Raw genomic sequence first — 15,847 nt, forward strand, 5'->3', positions numbered from 1 at the left:
CTGGTCTACTAATCAGGAGCTATTATGGCGAGTACCCAGCTGTTTCGTCCGCTGAAAGTTGGCGCAATTACCGTCCCAAACCGCGTCTTTATGGCACCGCTGACCCGTCTGCGCAGCATTGAGCCAGGCGATATTCCGACGCCAATGATGGCGGAATATTACCGTCAGCGCGCCAGCGCCGGTCTGATCATCACCGAAGCCACGCAGGTCTCTTTCCAGGCCAAAGGCTATGCCGGTGCGCCGGGTTTACATACGCAGCCGCAGATTGCGGCGTGGAAACGCATTAACGAAGGCGTACATCAGGCGGGCGGCCACACCGCCGTGCAGCTGTGGCACACCGGTCGTATTTCCCACAACAGCGTTCAGCCGGAAGGTAAAGCCCCGGTCGCCCCGTCGGCGATTGCGGCGGGTACCCGAACCTCACTGCGTGCTGAAGATGGCAGCGTCTACCGCGAAGAGACCTCAGAGCCACGCGAACTGACGATTCCTGAGATCCAGCAGATCGTAGCTGATTTCGGTCAGGCGGCTGCGAATGCGCGTGAAGCGGATTTTGACCTGCTTGAGCTGCACTCGGCACACGGTTACCTGATTCATCAGTTCCTGGCCCCGGATTCCAACCAGCGTACCGACGAATATGGCGGCAGCATCGAAAAACGCGGTCGTTTCGCGCTGGAAGTGGTGGATGCGGTCATTGCAAACTGGTCAGCCGATCGTATCGGTATCCGCGTCTCGCCGATCGGCAGCTTCCAGAATCTGGATAACGGCCCGGATGAAGAAGAAGCGGCGCTGTGGTACATCGGCGAGCTGGCGAAACGCAACATCGCCTACCTGCACCTTTCAGAACCAGACTGGGCCGGCGGCAAGCCTTACACGGATGCCTTCCGTCAGAAAGTACGTGACCTGTTCCCGGGTGCCATTATCGGTGCCGGTGCCTACACGGTCGAGAAAGCGGACGATTTGATTAGTCGCGGTCTGATCGATGCCGTCGCGTTTGGTCGCGACTACATCGCGAACCCGGATCTGGTTGAGCGTCTGCAGCAGGATGCCCCTCTGAATCCTCAGCGTCCGGAAAGCTTCTATGGCGGCGGCGCGGAAGGCTACATCGACTACCCGACACTGTAAACCTGTCTGGCTGCCGTCCGGGACGATGACGGCGGCCATTATTCAATGGCGATTTTCATCGCTATACTTAGCGCCTGGGTCATCCGGCGATGGCGTTTTACTTCAAAGAGGATGTTATGCGTTTACTACATACCATGCTGCGCGTTGGCGATCTGCAACGTTCAATTGATTTCTACACCCGTGTGCTGGGCATGCGCGTGCTGCGTCAGAGCGAAAACACCGAATATAAATATACCCTGGCTTTTGTGGGCTACACCGACGAAAGCGAAGGGGCGGTTATCGAACTGACCTATAACTGGGGCGTGGACAAGTATGATCTCGGCAACGCCTATGGTCATATCGCGCTGGGCGTGGATGACGCGGCTGCCGCCTGCGAACGTATCCGTCAGAATGGCGGTAACGTGACGCGTGAAGCGGGCCCGGTGAAGGGTGGCTCCACCATTATCGCTTTTGTTGAAGATCCGGACGGCTACAAAATCGAGCTGATCGAAAACAAAGATGCCGGTAAAGGCCTCGGCAACTGATCCTGCCGCCAGCCTGCCCTCCCGGGCGGGCTGAATCCCCTTCTCTGCGCTTCATCTGCTGCACCCGGCCCCGTTTTTTGCCATAATGCGCGCTGCCCTTTTCCTGCAACGAGATCCTGATGTCTGAATCGAATTCCCCTAATGCACTCAATCAACGTTTCCGTGGCTTCTATCCGGTGGTCATCGACGTGGAAACCGCCGGTTTCAACGCACAAACCGATGCGTTACTGGAAATTGCCGCTATCACGCTGAAAATGGATGAAGAGGGATGGATTCAGACAGACCAGACGCTGCATTTTAACGTCGAACCTTTTGTCGGATCGCTGCTGCACCCTGAAGCGCTGGCCTTTACCGGTATCGATCCCGCTAATCCGCTGCGCGGTGCCGTCAGTGAATATGAAGCGCTGCACGCCATTTTTAAAATGGTGCGCAAGGGGATCAAGGACAGCGGCTGCAATCGCGCCATCATGGTGGCGCACAACGCCACGTTTGACCTGAACTTTATGTCTGCGGCGGCTGAGCGTGCCAGCCTGAAACGTAATCCGTTTCACCCCTTTGCGACCTTTGACACGGCAGCCCTGAGCGGGCTGGTGCTGGGTCAGACCGTGCTGGCGAAGGCGTGTATCGCTGCGGGAATGGAGTTTGACAGCAGTCAGGCACACTCGGCGCTATATGATACGCAGCAGACCGCAACGCTGTTCTGTGAGCTGGTGAACCGCTGGAAGCGGCTAGGTGGCTGGCCCCTGCCCTTTGCCGAAGGCGATGCAGACGCCAGCGCCTCCGTCTGAGGAATGCCACAACGAAAAAGGCCGACATTGCGTCGGCCTTTTTTTATTCTGCTTCTTTAAATTTTTCTGCGGTCTCTTTAATCAGCGACTGCAGTTCACCACGCTGTAACATCTCAACGATGATGTCGCATCCACCGACCAGTTCACCGTCTACCCACAGCTGCGGGAAGGTTGGCCAGTTGGCGTACTTTGGCAGCTCTGCACGAATGTCCGGGTTCTGCAGAATATCCACGTAAGCAAAACGCTCACCGCAGGCTGACAGTGCCTGCACCGCCTGTGCAGAGAAGCCGCAGCTTGGCAGCTTCGGAGAACCTTTCATGTACAGCAGGATCGGGTTTTCTGCGATCTGGCGCTGAATTTTTTCTACAGTACTCATAATTGCCTTCCTTAATTCGTCACTTCGTGTTTGTTTATTGTAGCGACTTCGCAGCGTGACTGAAAACGAGATTTTGATCGCTGCCTGCTGAAATCGCCATCCTGGTTAAGTCATGACAGGCACAGCGTGAATTTCTGATTATTAACAGCCGGTAACAGATTAATAATTCGTAATAATTTCGTTGATATAAGACGCTGAAAATGTTCATTTTCAGCACAATCGCGTGGGTTGCAAAGATTAACAATAAAAGGCATTACAGTTTTTAAAAGAACTGGACTAGAATGGCTTCGGCGCTGATCCTGGATCAGATTAATCTCAACTTTGTCGCGGTGCGTAGTGGCCCTGACAACTTAACTACTTAATGGACTATGCGTTTAATCATTACGCTTTTTATGCTGGCCTTTGCGCAACTGTTCTTCAACATCGCCGCCGCGTCTCCGCACGCTCCGGTGAACGTCAGTACGCATAAAGCAGAGAAAAAGAGTGCGCGCGAGGATGAGCGCCGCAAACGTCGCGTGGTGAAAACCACGACAAAAAAAACCCGTCTCAGCCCGGTTCAGAAACTCAAAACGAAAAAACAGAAAAAAGTTGAACTGACCGCTAAACAGACACCTGCCAAAAAAACCTCGCTTAAGACCGCCCGACTCAGCACCAAAGAGAAAAAACGCTACGGCCACCAGCGCCTGCTGAAAAACGCCGATGCCAGCGAGACCGGCACCATTAAAATGAGCAAATCTCACCGTCAGCGCTACCAGAAAGCGCGTGAAACGGCGATGACCAAGCTCATGGGCCAGCTGGGCAAACCTTATCAGTGGGGCGGCACCTCCCCCCACACCGGCTTCGACTGCAGCGGTCTGGTCTGGTACGCCTATAAAGATCTGGTGAAGTTTAAAATTCCGCGCACCGCTAACGAGATGTATCACCTGCGTGACGCTGCCCCTATCAAACGTGAGTCACTGGAAAAAGGCGATCTGGTCTTCTTCCGCATTAATGGCCGCGGAACCGCGGATCACGTCGGGGTTTACCTGGGTGACGGCAAGTTTATTCAGTCACCGCGTACCGGCAAAGATATTCAGATCAGTGCGTTAGGGGAAGATTACTGGCAGCGTCACTACATAGGTGCGCGTCGTGTAATGACGCCGAAAACCATTCGCTGAGCTGATGCAGCGTCAGAAAAAAGCCGGGAGAAGTCCCGGCTTTTTTATCAGTGCAGTACAGCGGTAAAACTAAAGGCCACAATCATCAGCAGGCAGCCGACAGTGGTCATTAACGCCAGTTTAAGATCGGTACTCATGGGTTGCTCCTTAACCACATAATCATTGTGGTTATTCTATTTTCCCACAGCTGTGGGTAAAAATCTCGTTTTATCCGTTCAGCCTTGTTAGAATCCCGCCCTTGTTGCGCAACGCGCGCAGCCCTGATTCCGTTTGCGCACTTTTTCAGGCATTTATTCTCCGTCGGCCGCCGGTTTAATGCGCCATAACACGGCATTTTTGCGGAAAATACCCTGAGCAGACGCAAACGTTTAACACTACGCTTATCATACAGTTAGATAAGTCCTGGAGTCCGATTTTCATGGCAACAATTAAAGATGTGGCAAAACGCGCTGGCGTCTCCACGACCACGGTTTCGCACGTCATCAATAAAACCCGCTTCGTGGCTGAAGAGACGCGCGATGCGGTCTGGCAGGCGATCAAGGAACTGCACTACTCGCCGAGCGCCGTGGCGCGCAGCCTGAAGGTGAATCACACCCGGACGCTGGGGCTGCTGGCCACCTCCAGCGAAGCGCCCTATTTCGCTGAGATTATCGAAGCGGTCGAGAATCACTGTTTTGACAAAGGCTATACGCTGATTCTGGGGAATGCGCATAACGATCTGCAAAAACAGCGCGCCTACCTCAGCATGATGGCGCAGAAGCGCGTCGATGGTCTGCTGGTCATGTGCTCTGAATACCCGGACGACCTGCTGCAGATGCTGGAAGAGAACCGCAATATCCCGATGGTGGTGATGGACTGGGGCGAGTCGCGCGCCGACTTCACCGATACGGTGCTGGATAACGCCTTCCAGGGTGGCTATCTGGCGGGACGCTATCTGATTGAGCGCGGCCACCGCGACATCGGCGCCATCCCCGGTCAGATGGAGCGCAACACCGGGGGCGGACGTCATGCCGGTTTCCTTAAGGCGCTGGAAGAGGCGGGCATTCAGCCGCGCGCCGAGTGGATCGTGCAGGGTGACTTTGAGCCGGAGTCGGGCTATCAGGCGATGCAGCAGATCCTGTCGCAGAAGCAGCGCCCGACGGCGGTGTTCTGCGGTGGCGACATCATGGCGATGGGGGCGATTTGCGCCGCTGACGAGATGGGTCTGCGGGTTCCACAGGACATTTCGGTGATCGGTTATGACAATGTGCGCAACGCGCGCTATTTTGCGCCCGCACTGACCACCGTCCATCAGCCCAAGGCTCAGCTGGGTGAGAAGGCGCTGGATATGCTGCTTGATCGCATTACCAGCAAGCGCGAAGTGTCGCAAACGATTGAAGTCCATCCCACGCTGATTGAACGCCGTTCAGTTGCGGATGGTCCGTTCCGCGACTATCGCCGTTAATCCTCGCTTAACCACTCCTGATTAAGCGTTTGCGCATCACCCAGATAGCTGAGTAACCAGCCTGTTGCCGGTGATGCGCGATCCTCTGCCCAGCTGACACAGCAGGGGCTGTCCGGAAACGCCTGCGGCAGCGTGAGCTCCACCAGCGCGCCGCTGTCGAGCAGTGGCCGGGCCAGATGGCCTGGCACCATCGCCACGCACAATCCCGCCTGCACACACTCCAGCCCGGTTTGCCATTCCGGCACCACCAGCCTGCGCTGATTGTCCAGCGTCCACGTCATGCGCCGCGGCAGCGCCCGTGACGTATCCTCCAGCACCAGCGACGGCCAGTGACGCAGCGTGTCATCATCAATCCGGGTTGCCTGCGTCAGAGGATGATCGGGTGCAACCACGCAGCGCCAGTTGAGCTTCCCCATATCCCGAAACGCAAACCGTCCGCCAACCGGTATCGCCTGGGTCGCACCAATCGCGACATCGACCCGGCCATCGGCCAGGGCATCCCAGACCCCGTTGAAGACCTCATAGCTGATGTGCAGCTCCATGTCCGGGAAGTGGCGATAAAAATCTTTAACCAGCTGCCGGGTACGCTGCGGTTTGGCGATGCGGTCAACGGCAATGCTTAGCTGTCCGCGCCAGCCGTTAGCCAGCTGCTGACACTGCTGCCGGGTTGCGAGCATTTTTTTGATGACGCTGCGCCCTTCCCTGACAAAATGCTCTCCCGCCGGGGTCAGTACCACTTCACGGTGCTGACGCTCAAACAGCGGCACCGCCAGCCAGGTTTCCAGCTGGCGAACCGTATAGCTGATGGCAGACGGCACCCGATGTAACTCCTGCGCGGCGGCGCTGAAACTGCCCCCGCGTGCAACCGCGTCAACCACTTCCAGTGCATACTCTGACCACATAATCTGCCTTCAAAAATTTTAACAGCAACCGGCAAATATTACCGTTTCACAGCCGCAAACGCACCTTTTACACTCTGCCGCGTTTACCCTGCAAAATGAGAATCTGATGTTGTCGAATATAGGATTTATGCCCTACCTCGCTCTGCTCAGCATGCTGGGCTTTTTAGCCACCGATATGTACCTGCCCGCCTTTGGCGCGATGCAGGAGACGTTCCGCACCTCGCCCGGCCTGATCAGCGCCAGCATGAGTCTGTTTCTGGCCGGCTTCGCCTGTGGTCAGCTCTTCTGGGGCCCGCTCTCCGATCGCATCGGCCGTAAACCCGTGCTGCTGGCCGGGCTGGCACTGTTCGCCGCTGGCTGTGCGGGTATGCTGTGGGTGAATGATATCTTTCTGATGCTGGCGCTGCGCTTCATTCAGGCGATTGGTGTCTGTGCTGCCGCCGTAAGCTGGCAGGCGCTGGTCATCGACCGCTATCCGGCGGCGCGCGCCAGCAAAGTGTTCGCCACGATCATGCCGCTGGTGGCCCTCTCACCGGCGCTGGCACCGCTGCTCGGGGCATGGCTGATCGGCCATTTCCACTGGCGTTCGATTTTCCTGGTGCTGACCCTGATTGCGGTGGCGCTGATTCTGGTCACGCTGCGTCTGCCCGCGGTGAAACCCGCTCCGCAGGAGAAAGGGGCACAGCCGGGCTTCTTCACGCTGCTTAAATCCCGCGTCTACAGCGGTAACGTACTGATCTACTCCGCCTGCTCCGCCAGCTTTTTTGCCTGGCTGACCGGCTCACCCTTTATTCTGGCGGGCCTGGGCCTTTCCCCCGCCGACATTGGCCTGAGCTATCTGCCACAGACGCTCGCCTTTTTAATCGGTGGCTTCGGCTGTCGCGCCCTGCTCAACCGCTTTAACGGCGCACAGCTGCTGCCCTGGCTGCTGGGGGTCTACAGCCTGAGCATTCTGGCACTGTTTGCGGTCGCGCTTTCGGGTCAGGGAACGCTGCTCAGCCTCATGGTGCCGTTCTGCGGAATGGCGCTGGCTAACGGAGCGATCTATCCGATTGTGGTCTCCAGTGCGCTGATGCCCTTCCCGCACGCTACCGGCAAAGCCGCCGCGTTGCAGAATACGCTGCAGTTAGGCCTCTGCTTCCTCGCCAGCCTGGCGGTGTCGGCGGGATTAACTCAGGCACTGCTGACCACCACGCTGATTATGACAGTGACGATTCTGCTCGCCCTGATCGGGTACGTCATGCAGCGCGCCGCAAGCGCACAAACTGTTGTTGCCACTGCGCAACCTGCCTGCCAGGATAATCATTAAGACGCTAACTTTTTAGTTAGCGCCCTAACAATAAGTCATTGAATATTGACCCGCGTGAGAATATACTCATCCGGGTCAACAAATCTGTAATAAATCAACAATATAATAACGTAATAATCTGATTGGCACGCTGTTGCCGGGACGGTATTCGCACGCGTTATTCCCTCTTACCGGCCCTGCTTCAGCCTGTTCCAGTCCTCTGTATCTTACAGATAATCGGTTTGCGGAATCCTCCGTGACGTTTCTCAATGCCTGACGAATTGGCTATTCTTTGTTCAGGTTCAGATTGGACAGGTGGTGGAAAAGCTATGAGTTCATCTTACGCAGAAGCAGTGACTCCTGAAGATAATCATTGGTATCGCATCGTTCACGAACTGCTGGAAAAAGCGGACATCGAAATAAATGGCTCACGTCCATGGGATATCCGCATTCATCATCCCGGTTTTTTTAAGCGTGTTCTGCAGGAGGGATCGCTGGGGCTGGGCGAAAGCTATATGGAGGGGTGGTGGGACTGCGACCGTCTGGATATGTTCTTCCACCAGGTGCTTAAACATAAACTGGATCAGCAGCTCCCGCACCATTTCAAAGATACCCTGCGCATCGCCGCCGCCCGCTTAACCAACCTGCAGTCCCGCAAGCGGGCCTGGATCGTGGGCAAAGAGCACTACGATCTCGGCAACGATCTTTTTTCACTGATGCTTGACCCTTACATGCAGTACTCCTGTGGCTACTGGAAAGAGGCCACGACGCTGGCGTCGGCGCAGGAAGCCAAGCTGGATATGATTTGTCGTAAATTAGCGCTGGAACCCGGGATGTCGCTGCTGGATATCGGCTGCGGCTGGGGCGGACTGGCGGAATTTGCCGCACGTCATTATGGCGTCAGCGTGCATGGCGTGACTATCTCGGCCGAGCAGCAGAAGCTGGCGCAGCAGCGCTGTGAAGGGCTGGATGTGACGATTCTGCTGCAGGACTATCGCGATCTGAACGAGCAGTTTGACCGCGTGGTGTCGGTCGGTATGTTTGAGCATGTCGGGCCTAAAAACTACGCGACCTATTTCGACGTGGTCGATCGTAATCTTAAGCCTGACGGGATTTTCCTGCTTCACACCATCGGCGCGATTAAAACCGATATGCGCGTTGACCCCTGGATCGATAAGTATATTTTCCCGAACGGCTGCCTGCCTTCGGTGCGTCAGGTGGCCGATGCCAGCGAGCCCCATTTTATTCTGGAGGACTGGCACAACTTTGGCGCAGATTACGACAGGACGCTGATGGCATGGCATGAACGCTTTTTGCAGGCCTGGCCTCAGCTGGCTGAGAGTTATGGCGATCGCTTTAAGCGTATGTTCGCCTACTATCTCAACGCCTGTGCCGGTGCGTTTCGCGCGCGCGATATTCAGCTGTGGCAGATCGTCTTCAGTCGTGGCGTAGAGGGGGGATTGCGCGTGGCGCGGTAGAGGATTCGAAGGCCTGCCGAAGTCAGACCCGCGTTAACCGCAACGGAGAAGTTAAAGGCACAGGGAACAGGGTCAGAAGAGGAAAGCGTCACGCGCCAGGGAGGGCGCGTGTCGAGCGTGTCAGGGATGACGGCTTTTGCGTCTTTCCGATCTGACCCTGTTTCCTGCGCAGGTGCAATCTCACAGCGAATCGGGTCAGCGGTTCAACAGGCGCTGTCACGCCTGATATTAACTCTCTGCGGCAGGTTGTCCGGTCAGCGCGCTCATGGCTGCCGCGGCATCACGCTGGGCGAGCACGCGCTCCACGGTCTCGACGATCGCCTGAGTATGTGGATCGATCTCAATATTGACCCGCTGTCCAAAGGTCTTCGCCCCCAGCGTGGTGCGTTCCAGCGTTTCCGGGATCAGATAGACGCAGAACTTCGTTCTGGTCACATCCCCGACCGTCAGGCTGATGCCGTCGATACCGACGAACCCTTTATGCAGAATATATTTCATCTGCGCCGGGTCCTGGATTTTAAACCAGACTTCGCGGTTATGTTCTGACTGGATAATTTTGCAGATCTCAGCCGTGGTCATAATGTGACCCGACATCAGATGCCCGCCGATTTCATCGCTGAATTTTGCTGCCCGCTCGATATTGACCACGTCGCCCTCACGCAAATCGCCGAGGTTCGTCACCCGCAGCGTCTCTTTAATCAGATCAAAGCTGACGCGATCGCCGTCGATTGCCGTCACGGTTAAGCAGCAGCCGTTATGCGCGACGGATGCGCCCAGCGCCAGACCCGGCAGGAGTTCTTCCGGCAGCCGGACAGTATGGGTACGAAACAGCTCTTTCTCTTCGATGGACACGATCTCTGCCATGCCCTGCACAATTCCGGTAAACATATTCTTTGCCTCTGAAAATCCGACGTTTGTGCCAGTTTACCACAGCTCAGGCCCGCTGTTAGATTTCAGCCCCTGCCACGGCGTTGAGTCAGTGCAAACCGCATTGTGTGACAAAGATTGGCGAATGGGGTTACGCCAGTTACACTAACTCACGAAATTCCCCGGGCTTTTTGCCCCTTTTCTTTCCTATAACTCGTCAGGTGTTAACGTGCAGAAGTATTTAACAGAAGCGCGTCAATTGCTGGCCCTTGCGATTCCGGTCATCCTTGCTCAGGTGGCCCAGACCGCAATGGGATTTGTGGATACCATTATGGCCGGCGCCGTCAGCGCCACGGATATGGCCGCCGTTGCTGTCGGCACCTCTGTCTGGCTTCCGGCCATCCTGTTTGGTCATGGTCTCCTGCTTGCATTGACGCCCACCGTTGCGCAACTCAACGGTTCAGGTCGCCGCGAACGCATCGGTGAACAGATTCGCCAGGCATACTGGCTCGCCTTTTTTGTCTCCCTGCTGATTATGGTGCTGCTGTGGCACGCGGGTTACCTCATCCGCGCAATGCACGATATCGATCCCCGGCTGGCCCTGAAGGCAGAAGGCTATCTGCATGCCCTGCTGTTCGGCGCACCCGGCTACCTCTTCTTCCAGGTGCTGCGCAACCAGTGTGAGGGATTGTCGAAAACTAAGCCGGGTATGGTGCTGGGCTTTCTCGGCCTGATGTTTAACATCCCGCTCAACTATGTCTTTATTTATGGTCACTTCGGGATGCCGGCACTGGGCGGGGTGGGTTGTGGTGTGGCAACCGCTTCGGTCTACTGGGTAATGTTTATCTGCATGCGCTTCTGGGTGCGCCGGATGGGTTCGATGCGTGATATCCGCATGGAGAGCCGCTGGTCGCCGCCTTCGCGTGTCATTCTCACCCGCCTGATGGCGCTGGGATTGCCGGTGGCGCTGGCGCTCTTTTTTGAGGTCACCCTGTTTGCCGTGGTGGCGCTGCTGGTGTCGCCGCTGGGCATCGTCAATGTCGCCGGCCACCAGATCGCGCTCAATTTCAGTTCACTGATGTTCGTGTTACCGCTGTCGCTGGGTGTCGCGACCACTATCCGCGTCGGCTACCGCCTGGGTCAGGGCTCCACCGAGCAGGCCCGGGTCGCCGCGTGGACGGCGCAGGGTGTCGGCATCAGCATGGCGGCGCTGACCGCGATTTTTACCGTGACGTTCCGTCACCAGATCGCCCTGCTCTACAACGACAATCCTGAGGTGGTGACGCTGGCCGCACAGCTGATGCTGCTGGCGGCGATTTATCAGTTCTCCGATTCGATTCAGGTGATCGGCAGCGGCATTCTGCGCGGCTATAAAGATACGCGATCCATTTTCTTCATCACCTTTATTGCCTACTGGCTGCTCGGTCTGCCTGCCGGGTATCTGCTGGCACTGACCGACTGGCTGGTGCCGCGTATGGGACCTGCGGGCTTCTGGTGCGGTTTCATTATCGGCCTCACCTCGGCAGCGGTGATGATGATCTGGCGCATCAGACGCTTACAGCGTTCACCGGCGGCCATTATCCTCGCCCGCGCGGCGCGATAATCCACAAAAGCGGGCCATTTATGGCCCGCAGCGCCGAAAAAAACGACGGTTAGCACAGTTGCTGCGCAGTCACAGTGAAAAAACGATTTTCCCCTTGCCAGCCTCACACGCTGCCGTTAATATTCGTCCCCGCTGTCGCCCTGACAGCATGTTGCGCTCTTAGCTCAGTTGGTTAGAGCACCACCTTGACATGGTGGGGGTCGATGGTTCGAGTCCATTAGAGCGCACCAAGTGCGTCCGTAGCTCAGTTGGTTAGAGCACCACCTTGACATGGTGGGGGTCGGTGGTTCGAGTCCACTCGGACGCACCAATATTCAGTATGCGCTCTTAGCTCAGTTGGTTAGAGCACCACCTTGACATGGTGGGGGTCGATGGTTCGAGTCCATTAGAGCGCACCACTTTCAGAATTCCTTCAGCTTGCGCAACTCCCTTTATATTGATCTGCATCGCGTCCCTCTTCTGCTTTTTGATTGGTTTTCGCATACTTAGCGTCTATACTGTCCCCCGTTGTTTACTTGAAAGGTTTCAGCGATCACGTGCTTACTGCGATAACTCAAATGATTTGCGCAACAACAGCGTGGTGGTTACCAACCGTAGCCGCACAACTTCCCTGCACGCCTGGCCTTCGTCACCTATTCTTATTCAGTACTGCCCTTTTCAGTTTCAGTCTCAAATCAGAAATTTCACTTCGATGCGCTGCCATCGGATTCCGCCCTTATTCATCCATCACAACTTACAGATAATCCGTCATGAAAAAGACTAAAATCGTTTGTACTATCGGCCCGAAAACCGAATCCGAAGAGATGCTGACTCAGCTGCTTGAAGCTGGCATGAATGTTATGCGTCTGAACTTTTCTCACGGCGACTACGCTGAGCACGGCCAGCGCATTACCAATATGCGCGCCGTGATGCAGAAAACCGGTCGTCAGGCCGCTATCCTGCTGGACACCAAAGGCCCTGAAATCCGCACCATGAAACTGGAAGGCGGTAACGACGCGGCGCTGAAAGCGGGCCAGACCTTTACCTTCACCACCGATCAGAGCGTGATCGGCAACAGCGAGCGCGTTGCCGTCACCTACCCGGGCTTCACGGCTGACCTGAAGATCGGCAACACCGTGCTGGTCGATGATGGCCTGATTGGGATGGAAGTGACCGAAGTCACCGAAAACACCGTAGTCTGTAAAGTACTGAACAACGGCGACCTGGGTGAGAACAAAGGCGTTAACCTGCCAGGCGTCTCAATCCAGCTGCCTGCGCTGGCTGAAAAAGACAAACGCGATCTGATTTTTGGCTGTGAGCAGGGTGTGGACTTTGTCGCGGCTTCGTTCATCCGTAAGCGTTCAGACGTGCTGGAGATTCGTGAGCACCTGAAACAGCACGGCGGTGAGCACATCCAGATCATCTCCAAAATCGAAAACCAGGAAGGCCTGAACAACTTCGACGAAATTCTCGAAGCGTCAGACGGCATCATGGTTGCGCGTGGCGATCTGGGTGTTGAGATCCCGGTTGAAGAAGTGATCTTCGCGCAGAAGATGATGATCAAGAAATGTAATAAAGCGCGTAAAGTGGTCATCACGGCGACCCAGATGCTCGACTCCATGATCAAAAACCCACGCCCTACCCGCGCAGAAGCCGGCGACGTGGCGAACGCCATCCTGGATGGCACCGATGCGGTCATGCTGTCAGGTGAGAGCGCCAAAGGTCGCTATCCGCTGGAGTCGGTCACCATCATGGCGACCATCTGTGAGCGTACCGACCGCGTGATGAAATCGCGCATCGACAGCCAGAACGATACCCGTAAGCTGCGTATCACCGAAGCCGTCTGCCGCGGTGCGGTTGAGACCGCTGAGAAGCTGGAAGCGCCACTGATTGTGGTGGCGACCGAAGGCGGCAAATCGGCTAAAGCGGTGCGTAAATACTTCCCGAACGCCACCATCCTGGCCCTGACCACCAATCAGACCACTGCACGCCAGCTGATCCTGAGTAAGGGCATTGAGACACGCCTGGTGTCTGAGATCGCGTCGACCGATGATTTCTATCGTCTGGGTAAAGAAGCGGCGCTGGAAAGCGGCTACGCTCAGAAAGGGGATGTCGTAGTGCTGGTTTCCGGTGCATTAGTACCAAGCGGAACTACCAACACCGCGTCCGTACACGTCCTGTAAAACCTGCGTCAGCGGTTATTTAGAAGCGCCTTTAAGAGGCGCTTTTTTTATTTCCTCTTAAACCAAATACCAGAAAATTCCAATCGAAAATAACTATTCAAATACTCTTAATATTAAGGTTAATCCGATTAAATCTCTCTGTTTTCGCTAAATTTTTTTATCATATTCTGGGATTCGCTGCTTCTTTGAGCGAACGATCAAATTTAAGCATCTTCTCATCAAAAATTTATTCTCAACTTAAAAAGCTTTGTGTAATACTTGTATTGCTACATGGAGATTAACTCAATCTAGAGGGTATAAATAATGAATCGTACTAAACTGGTACTGGGCGCGGTAGTTCTGGCTTCAACTCTGCTGGCTGGTTGCTCAAGCAACGCTAAAATCGACCAGCTGTCTTCAGACGTTCAGACTCTGAACGCGAAAGTTGACCAGCTGAGCAACGACGTGAACGCAGTGCGTTCAGACGTTCAGGCTGCTAAAGATGACGCAGCACGCGCTAACCAGCGTCTGGACAACCAGGCTCACTCTTACCGTAAGTAAGAGTTCTGGTTTAAAAATGGCGCCTTTATGGCGCCATTTTTTTTGCCCATGCCAGGCTCTATCCGGCACCTTTCTGTCAGGGTTTAACGTTCTTTATCTCCTTCCCTGCTGCCGCACTCTCTGCCGGCACCGCGGCACTTTCCAGCCCTTCGGGCAGCACGGTATCACTCTCTACCGGTTCACCACTGCTGACCAGTACAGGCATGCCTGAGCGTCGTGCGATGCTGGCTTTAATCAGCGCCCGGTCACTCTTCTCACTTTTCATAAACTGCCTGAGTCCGTCGCTGAGCGCAATGGTCTGCGTCTGCGGATCATCTTTGTCACTGCGTGACAGCGGCTGGTGCACTTCAACGTAGCGTTTACCATCCGGCTCGATGGCGTACTTCACCGGCTGATTGATAATCTGCACCCGTGTCCCCTCTGGAACGGCGTTAAACAACGCTTCGATATCTTCGGAACGCAGACGGATGCAGCCGGAGCTGACGCGCATGCCGATGCCAAACTTCGCATTGGTGCCGTGGATCAGATACTGGCCCGTGCCGCGCGCCAGACGCATGGCAAACTGCCCCATCGGGTTATCCGGTCCCGCAGGCACCACGGCGGGCAGCGTGACCCCCTCTTTCGCGTAGCGTTTGCGGATGTTCGGGGTTGGCGTCCAGGTAGGATTAGGGATCTTCTGGCTGATACGGGTGACCATCACGGGAGTGGCTGCCCCTAACTGGCCAATGCCGATGGGATAGACGATGACTTTATTTTCGCCTTTGGGATAGTAGTAGAGACGCAGCTCGGCAAGATTCACCACAATGTCTTCGCGTGGTGTATCGGGCAGGATCATCTGTAGCGGTATCGTCAGTTGCGTGCCCGCCTTTGGCAGCCAGGGATCGGTGCCGGGATTCGCCTCCAGCATCCCCAGCAGACCAACCTGGTAGCGGGCCGCAATCGCTTCCAGCGGCTGTTTGTTATCGGGAACCTGAGTCAGGACGTTTTCGCCAATCAGGCGACTGTCAGGTGGCGGCAGCGGATATTCCGTGGCGAATGCGGGTGCAGAGAGCCCAAAACAGGTCAGCAGCAATGCACCGGCTAAACGTAAAGCTGGTTTCATGCAATTTTCTCGTCAGATAAAAAAACAGACGCCGGATGGCGTCTGTCGAGTGTAGCTTAGCTGAGGTTCTGAGCGGTATGGCGAATAGACCGAATCATCGCCTCCAGCCCCTGCGACCGGGTGGGCGTCAGGTGCTGCATCAGGGCCAGTTCGCCAAACCAGTGGCGGACATCCAGCGCCAGAATCTCGGCAGGTGGCAGGTTCTGATAGAGACTAATTACGATAGCAATCAGGCCCTTAACGATAGCGGCATCGCTGTCACCTTCGAAGGCGATGGTGCCATCGGCCTGCGGCGTCATTCTGATCCACACCTGGCTCTGGCATCCCGAGATGACGTTTTCCGGCTGGTGCAGGGTTTCAGAGGATTCCGGAAGTTTCGAACCCAGTTCAATGATGTACAGGTACTTCTCTTCCCAGTTGGCGCAACGGTTAAAGTTACGCACCAGTTTCTCTTTTTCAGGCAAATTCGCCATCAGTCACTCCGTTAAAACTGT

Annotated in this window: 16 protein-coding genes and 3 tRNA genes; 13 read left to right on the plus strand and 6 right to left on the minus strand. The window is 55.7% G+C overall.

All coding sequences use genetic code 11. From position 1 onward, the window contains the following. The first annotated feature begins 24 nt into the window (after positions 1-24). The 3 genes from nemA (at position 25) to rnt (ending at position 2,434) form a co-directional block, all read left to right on the plus strand. Positions 25-1,122 carry an alkene reductase gene (gene nemA, locus OJ965_RS12580; protein ID WP_265136079.1) on the plus strand — a complete coding sequence of 366 codons (1,098 nt, stop codon included), beginning with the start codon at positions 25-27 and terminating at the stop codon, positions 1,120-1,122. Positions 1,123-1,238: 116 nt separating this feature from the next. Then, positions 1,239-1,646 (plus strand): lactoylglutathione lyase, encoded by a 408-nt coding sequence (gloA, locus tag OJ965_RS12585; RefSeq protein ID WP_009090478.1) that lies wholly within the window; start codon positions 1,239-1,241, stop codon positions 1,644-1,646. A 119-nt stretch (positions 1,647-1,765) separates the two neighbouring features. Next, positions 1,766-2,434, plus strand: coding sequence for a ribonuclease T (gene rnt / locus OJ965_RS12590; RefSeq protein WP_265136082.1), 669 nt, complete (start codon positions 1,766-1,768; stop codon positions 2,432-2,434). Between the two features lie 43 nt (positions 2,435-2,477). Here rnt and OJ965_RS12595 read toward each other — a convergent pair whose 3' ends face one another. Further along, positions 2,478-2,813, minus strand: a complete 336-nt coding sequence (locus OJ965_RS12595; protein WP_179291196.1) for a Grx4 family monothiol glutaredoxin — start codon at positions 2,811-2,813, stop codon at positions 2,478-2,480. A gap of 365 nt (positions 2,814-3,178) precedes the next feature. On the opposite strand from OJ965_RS12595, the gene OJ965_RS12600 reads away from it, so the two are divergent. Then, positions 3,179-3,967, plus strand: coding sequence for a C40 family peptidase (locus tag OJ965_RS12600; protein ID WP_058956560.1), 789 nt, complete (start codon positions 3,179-3,181; stop codon positions 3,965-3,967). A gap of 47 nt (positions 3,968-4,014) precedes the next feature. On the opposite strand, the gene cydH is transcribed toward OJ965_RS12600, so the two are convergent. Further along, positions 4,015-4,104: a cytochrome bd-I oxidase subunit CydH gene (cydH, locus tag OJ965_RS12605; protein ID WP_122983609.1), complete on the minus strand. Its 90-nt coding sequence runs from the start codon at positions 4,102-4,104 to the stop codon at positions 4,015-4,017. A gap of 281 nt (positions 4,105-4,385) precedes the next feature. Between cydH and purR the strand changes: the two genes are divergently transcribed. After that, positions 4,386-5,411 (plus strand): HTH-type transcriptional repressor PurR, encoded by a 1,026-nt coding sequence (purR, locus tag OJ965_RS12610; protein ID WP_009090485.1) that lies wholly within the window; start codon positions 4,386-4,388, stop codon positions 5,409-5,411. Here the strand turns inward: purR and punR are convergent. Then, on the minus strand, positions 5,408-6,313 hold the full coding sequence (gene punR, locus OJ965_RS12615) for a DNA-binding transcriptional activator PunR (protein ID WP_140925201.1): 906 nt from the start codon (positions 6,311-6,313) through the stop codon (positions 5,408-5,410). The two genes, purR and punR, sit on opposite strands and share 4 nt — an antisense overlap. 106 nt (positions 6,314-6,419) lie before the next feature. On the opposite strand from punR, the gene punC reads away from it, so the two are divergent. Beyond that, positions 6,420-7,622 carry a purine nucleoside transporter PunC gene (punC, locus tag OJ965_RS12620; protein ID WP_265136086.1) on the plus strand — a complete coding sequence of 401 codons (1,203 nt, stop codon included), beginning with the start codon at positions 6,420-6,422 and terminating at the stop codon, positions 7,620-7,622. A 308-nt stretch (positions 7,623-7,930) separates the two neighbouring features. Then, positions 7,931-9,079, plus strand: coding sequence for a cyclopropane fatty acyl phospholipid synthase (cfa, locus tag OJ965_RS12625; RefSeq protein ID WP_009090488.1), 1,149 nt, complete (start codon positions 7,931-7,933; stop codon positions 9,077-9,079). Positions 9,080-9,307: 228 nt separating this feature from the next. On the opposite strand, the gene OJ965_RS12630 is transcribed toward cfa, so the two are convergent. Beyond that, positions 9,308-9,967, minus strand: a complete 660-nt coding sequence (locus tag OJ965_RS12630) for a riboflavin synthase (RefSeq protein WP_009090489.1) — start codon at positions 9,965-9,967, stop codon at positions 9,308-9,310. 208 nt (positions 9,968-10,175) lie between these two features. Here OJ965_RS12630 and OJ965_RS12635 point away from each other — a divergent pair, with 208 nt between their 5' ends. The 6 genes from OJ965_RS12635 (at position 10,176) to OJ965_RS12660 (ending at position 14,251) form a co-directional block, all read left to right on the plus strand. Next, positions 10,176-11,549 carry an MATE family efflux transporter gene (locus OJ965_RS12635; protein WP_046101733.1) on the plus strand — a complete coding sequence of 458 codons (1,374 nt, stop codon included), beginning with the start codon at positions 10,176-10,178 and terminating at the stop codon, positions 11,547-11,549. Between the two features lie 153 nt (positions 11,550-11,702). Then, a tRNA-Val gene (locus OJ965_RS12640) sits at positions 11,703-11,779 on the plus strand. A gap of 3 nt (positions 11,780-11,782) precedes the next feature. Beyond that, a tRNA-Val gene (locus OJ965_RS12645) sits at positions 11,783-11,859 on the plus strand. Between the two features lie 11 nt (positions 11,860-11,870). Next, positions 11,871-11,947 (plus strand) — tRNA-Val (locus OJ965_RS12650). A 351-nt stretch (positions 11,948-12,298) separates the two neighbouring features. Next, positions 12,299-13,711 carry a pyruvate kinase PykF gene (pykF, locus tag OJ965_RS12655; protein WP_009090491.1) on the plus strand — a complete coding sequence of 471 codons (1,413 nt, stop codon included), beginning with the start codon at positions 12,299-12,301 and terminating at the stop codon, positions 13,709-13,711. 303 nt (positions 13,712-14,014) lie between these two features. Continuing rightward, the gene (locus tag OJ965_RS12660; protein ID WP_009090492.1) at positions 14,015-14,251 is read left to right on the plus strand and encodes a major outer membrane lipoprotein; all 237 of its coding nucleotides are present in this window, start codon (positions 14,015-14,017) and stop codon (positions 14,249-14,251) included. A 76-nt stretch (positions 14,252-14,327) separates the two neighbouring features. Here the strand turns inward: OJ965_RS12660 and OJ965_RS12665 are convergent, their stop codons facing one another. Next, positions 14,328-15,353 (minus strand): L,D-transpeptidase family protein, encoded by a 1,026-nt coding sequence (locus OJ965_RS12665; RefSeq protein ID WP_265136096.1) that lies wholly within the window; start codon positions 15,351-15,353, stop codon positions 14,328-14,330. 56 nt (positions 15,354-15,409) lie between these two features. Continuing rightward, a complete protein-coding gene (gene sufE / locus OJ965_RS12670; RefSeq protein ID WP_009090494.1) occupies positions 15,410-15,826 on the minus strand; it encodes a cysteine desulfuration protein SufE in 417 nt (138 codons plus the stop codon). Positions 15,827-15,847: the final 21 nt, after the last annotated feature.

This window comes from Pantoea anthophila (genome assembly GCF_026104315.1).
GTDB lineage: Bacteria > Pseudomonadota > Gammaproteobacteria > Enterobacterales > Enterobacteriaceae > Pantoea > Pantoea anthophila.

What these genes read in the sequence shown, in the direction of transcription:
- cfa (WP_009090488.1), top strand. Translation starts at nt 7,931, where the DNA reads ATGAGTTCATCTTACGCAGAAGCAGTGACTCCTGAAGATAATCATTGG.
- OJ965_RS12630 (WP_009090489.1), bottom strand. Translation starts at nt 9,967, where the DNA reads ATGTTTACCGGAATTGTGCAGGGCATGGCAGAGATCGTGTCCATCGAA.
- OJ965_RS12665 (WP_265136096.1), bottom strand. Translation starts at nt 15,353, where the DNA reads ATGAAACCAGCTTTACGTTTAGCCGGTGCATTGCTGCTGACCTGTTTT.
- sufE (WP_009090494.1), bottom strand. Translation starts at nt 15,826, where the DNA reads ATGGCGAATTTGCCTGAAAAAGAGAAACTGGTGCGTAACTTTAACCGT.
- cydH (WP_122983609.1), bottom strand. Translation starts at nt 4,104, where the DNA reads ATGAGTACCGATCTTAAACTGGCGTTAATGACCACTGTCGGCTGCCTG.
- nemA (WP_265136079.1), top strand. Translation starts at nt 25, where the DNA reads ATGGCGAGTACCCAGCTGTTTCGTCCGCTGAAAGTTGGCGCAATTACC.
- punC (WP_265136086.1), top strand. Translation starts at nt 6,420, where the DNA reads ATGTTGTCGAATATAGGATTTATGCCCTACCTCGCTCTGCTCAGCATG.
- pykF (WP_009090491.1), top strand. Translation starts at nt 12,299, where the DNA reads ATGAAAAAGACTAAAATCGTTTGTACTATCGGCCCGAAAACCGAATCC.
- OJ965_RS12660 (WP_009090492.1), top strand. Translation starts at nt 14,015, where the DNA reads ATGAATCGTACTAAACTGGTACTGGGCGCGGTAGTTCTGGCTTCAACT.
- rnt (WP_265136082.1), top strand. Translation starts at nt 1,766, where the DNA reads ATGTCTGAATCGAATTCCCCTAATGCACTCAATCAACGTTTCCGTGGC.
- OJ965_RS12600 (WP_058956560.1), top strand. Translation starts at nt 3,179, where the DNA reads ATGCGTTTAATCATTACGCTTTTTATGCTGGCCTTTGCGCAACTGTTC.
- purR (WP_009090485.1), top strand. Translation starts at nt 4,386, where the DNA reads ATGGCAACAATTAAAGATGTGGCAAAACGCGCTGGCGTCTCCACGACC.
- punR (WP_140925201.1), bottom strand. Translation starts at nt 6,313, where the DNA reads ATGTGGTCAGAGTATGCACTGGAAGTGGTTGACGCGGTTGCACGCGGG.
- gloA (WP_009090478.1), top strand. Translation starts at nt 1,239, where the DNA reads ATGCGTTTACTACATACCATGCTGCGCGTTGGCGATCTGCAACGTTCA.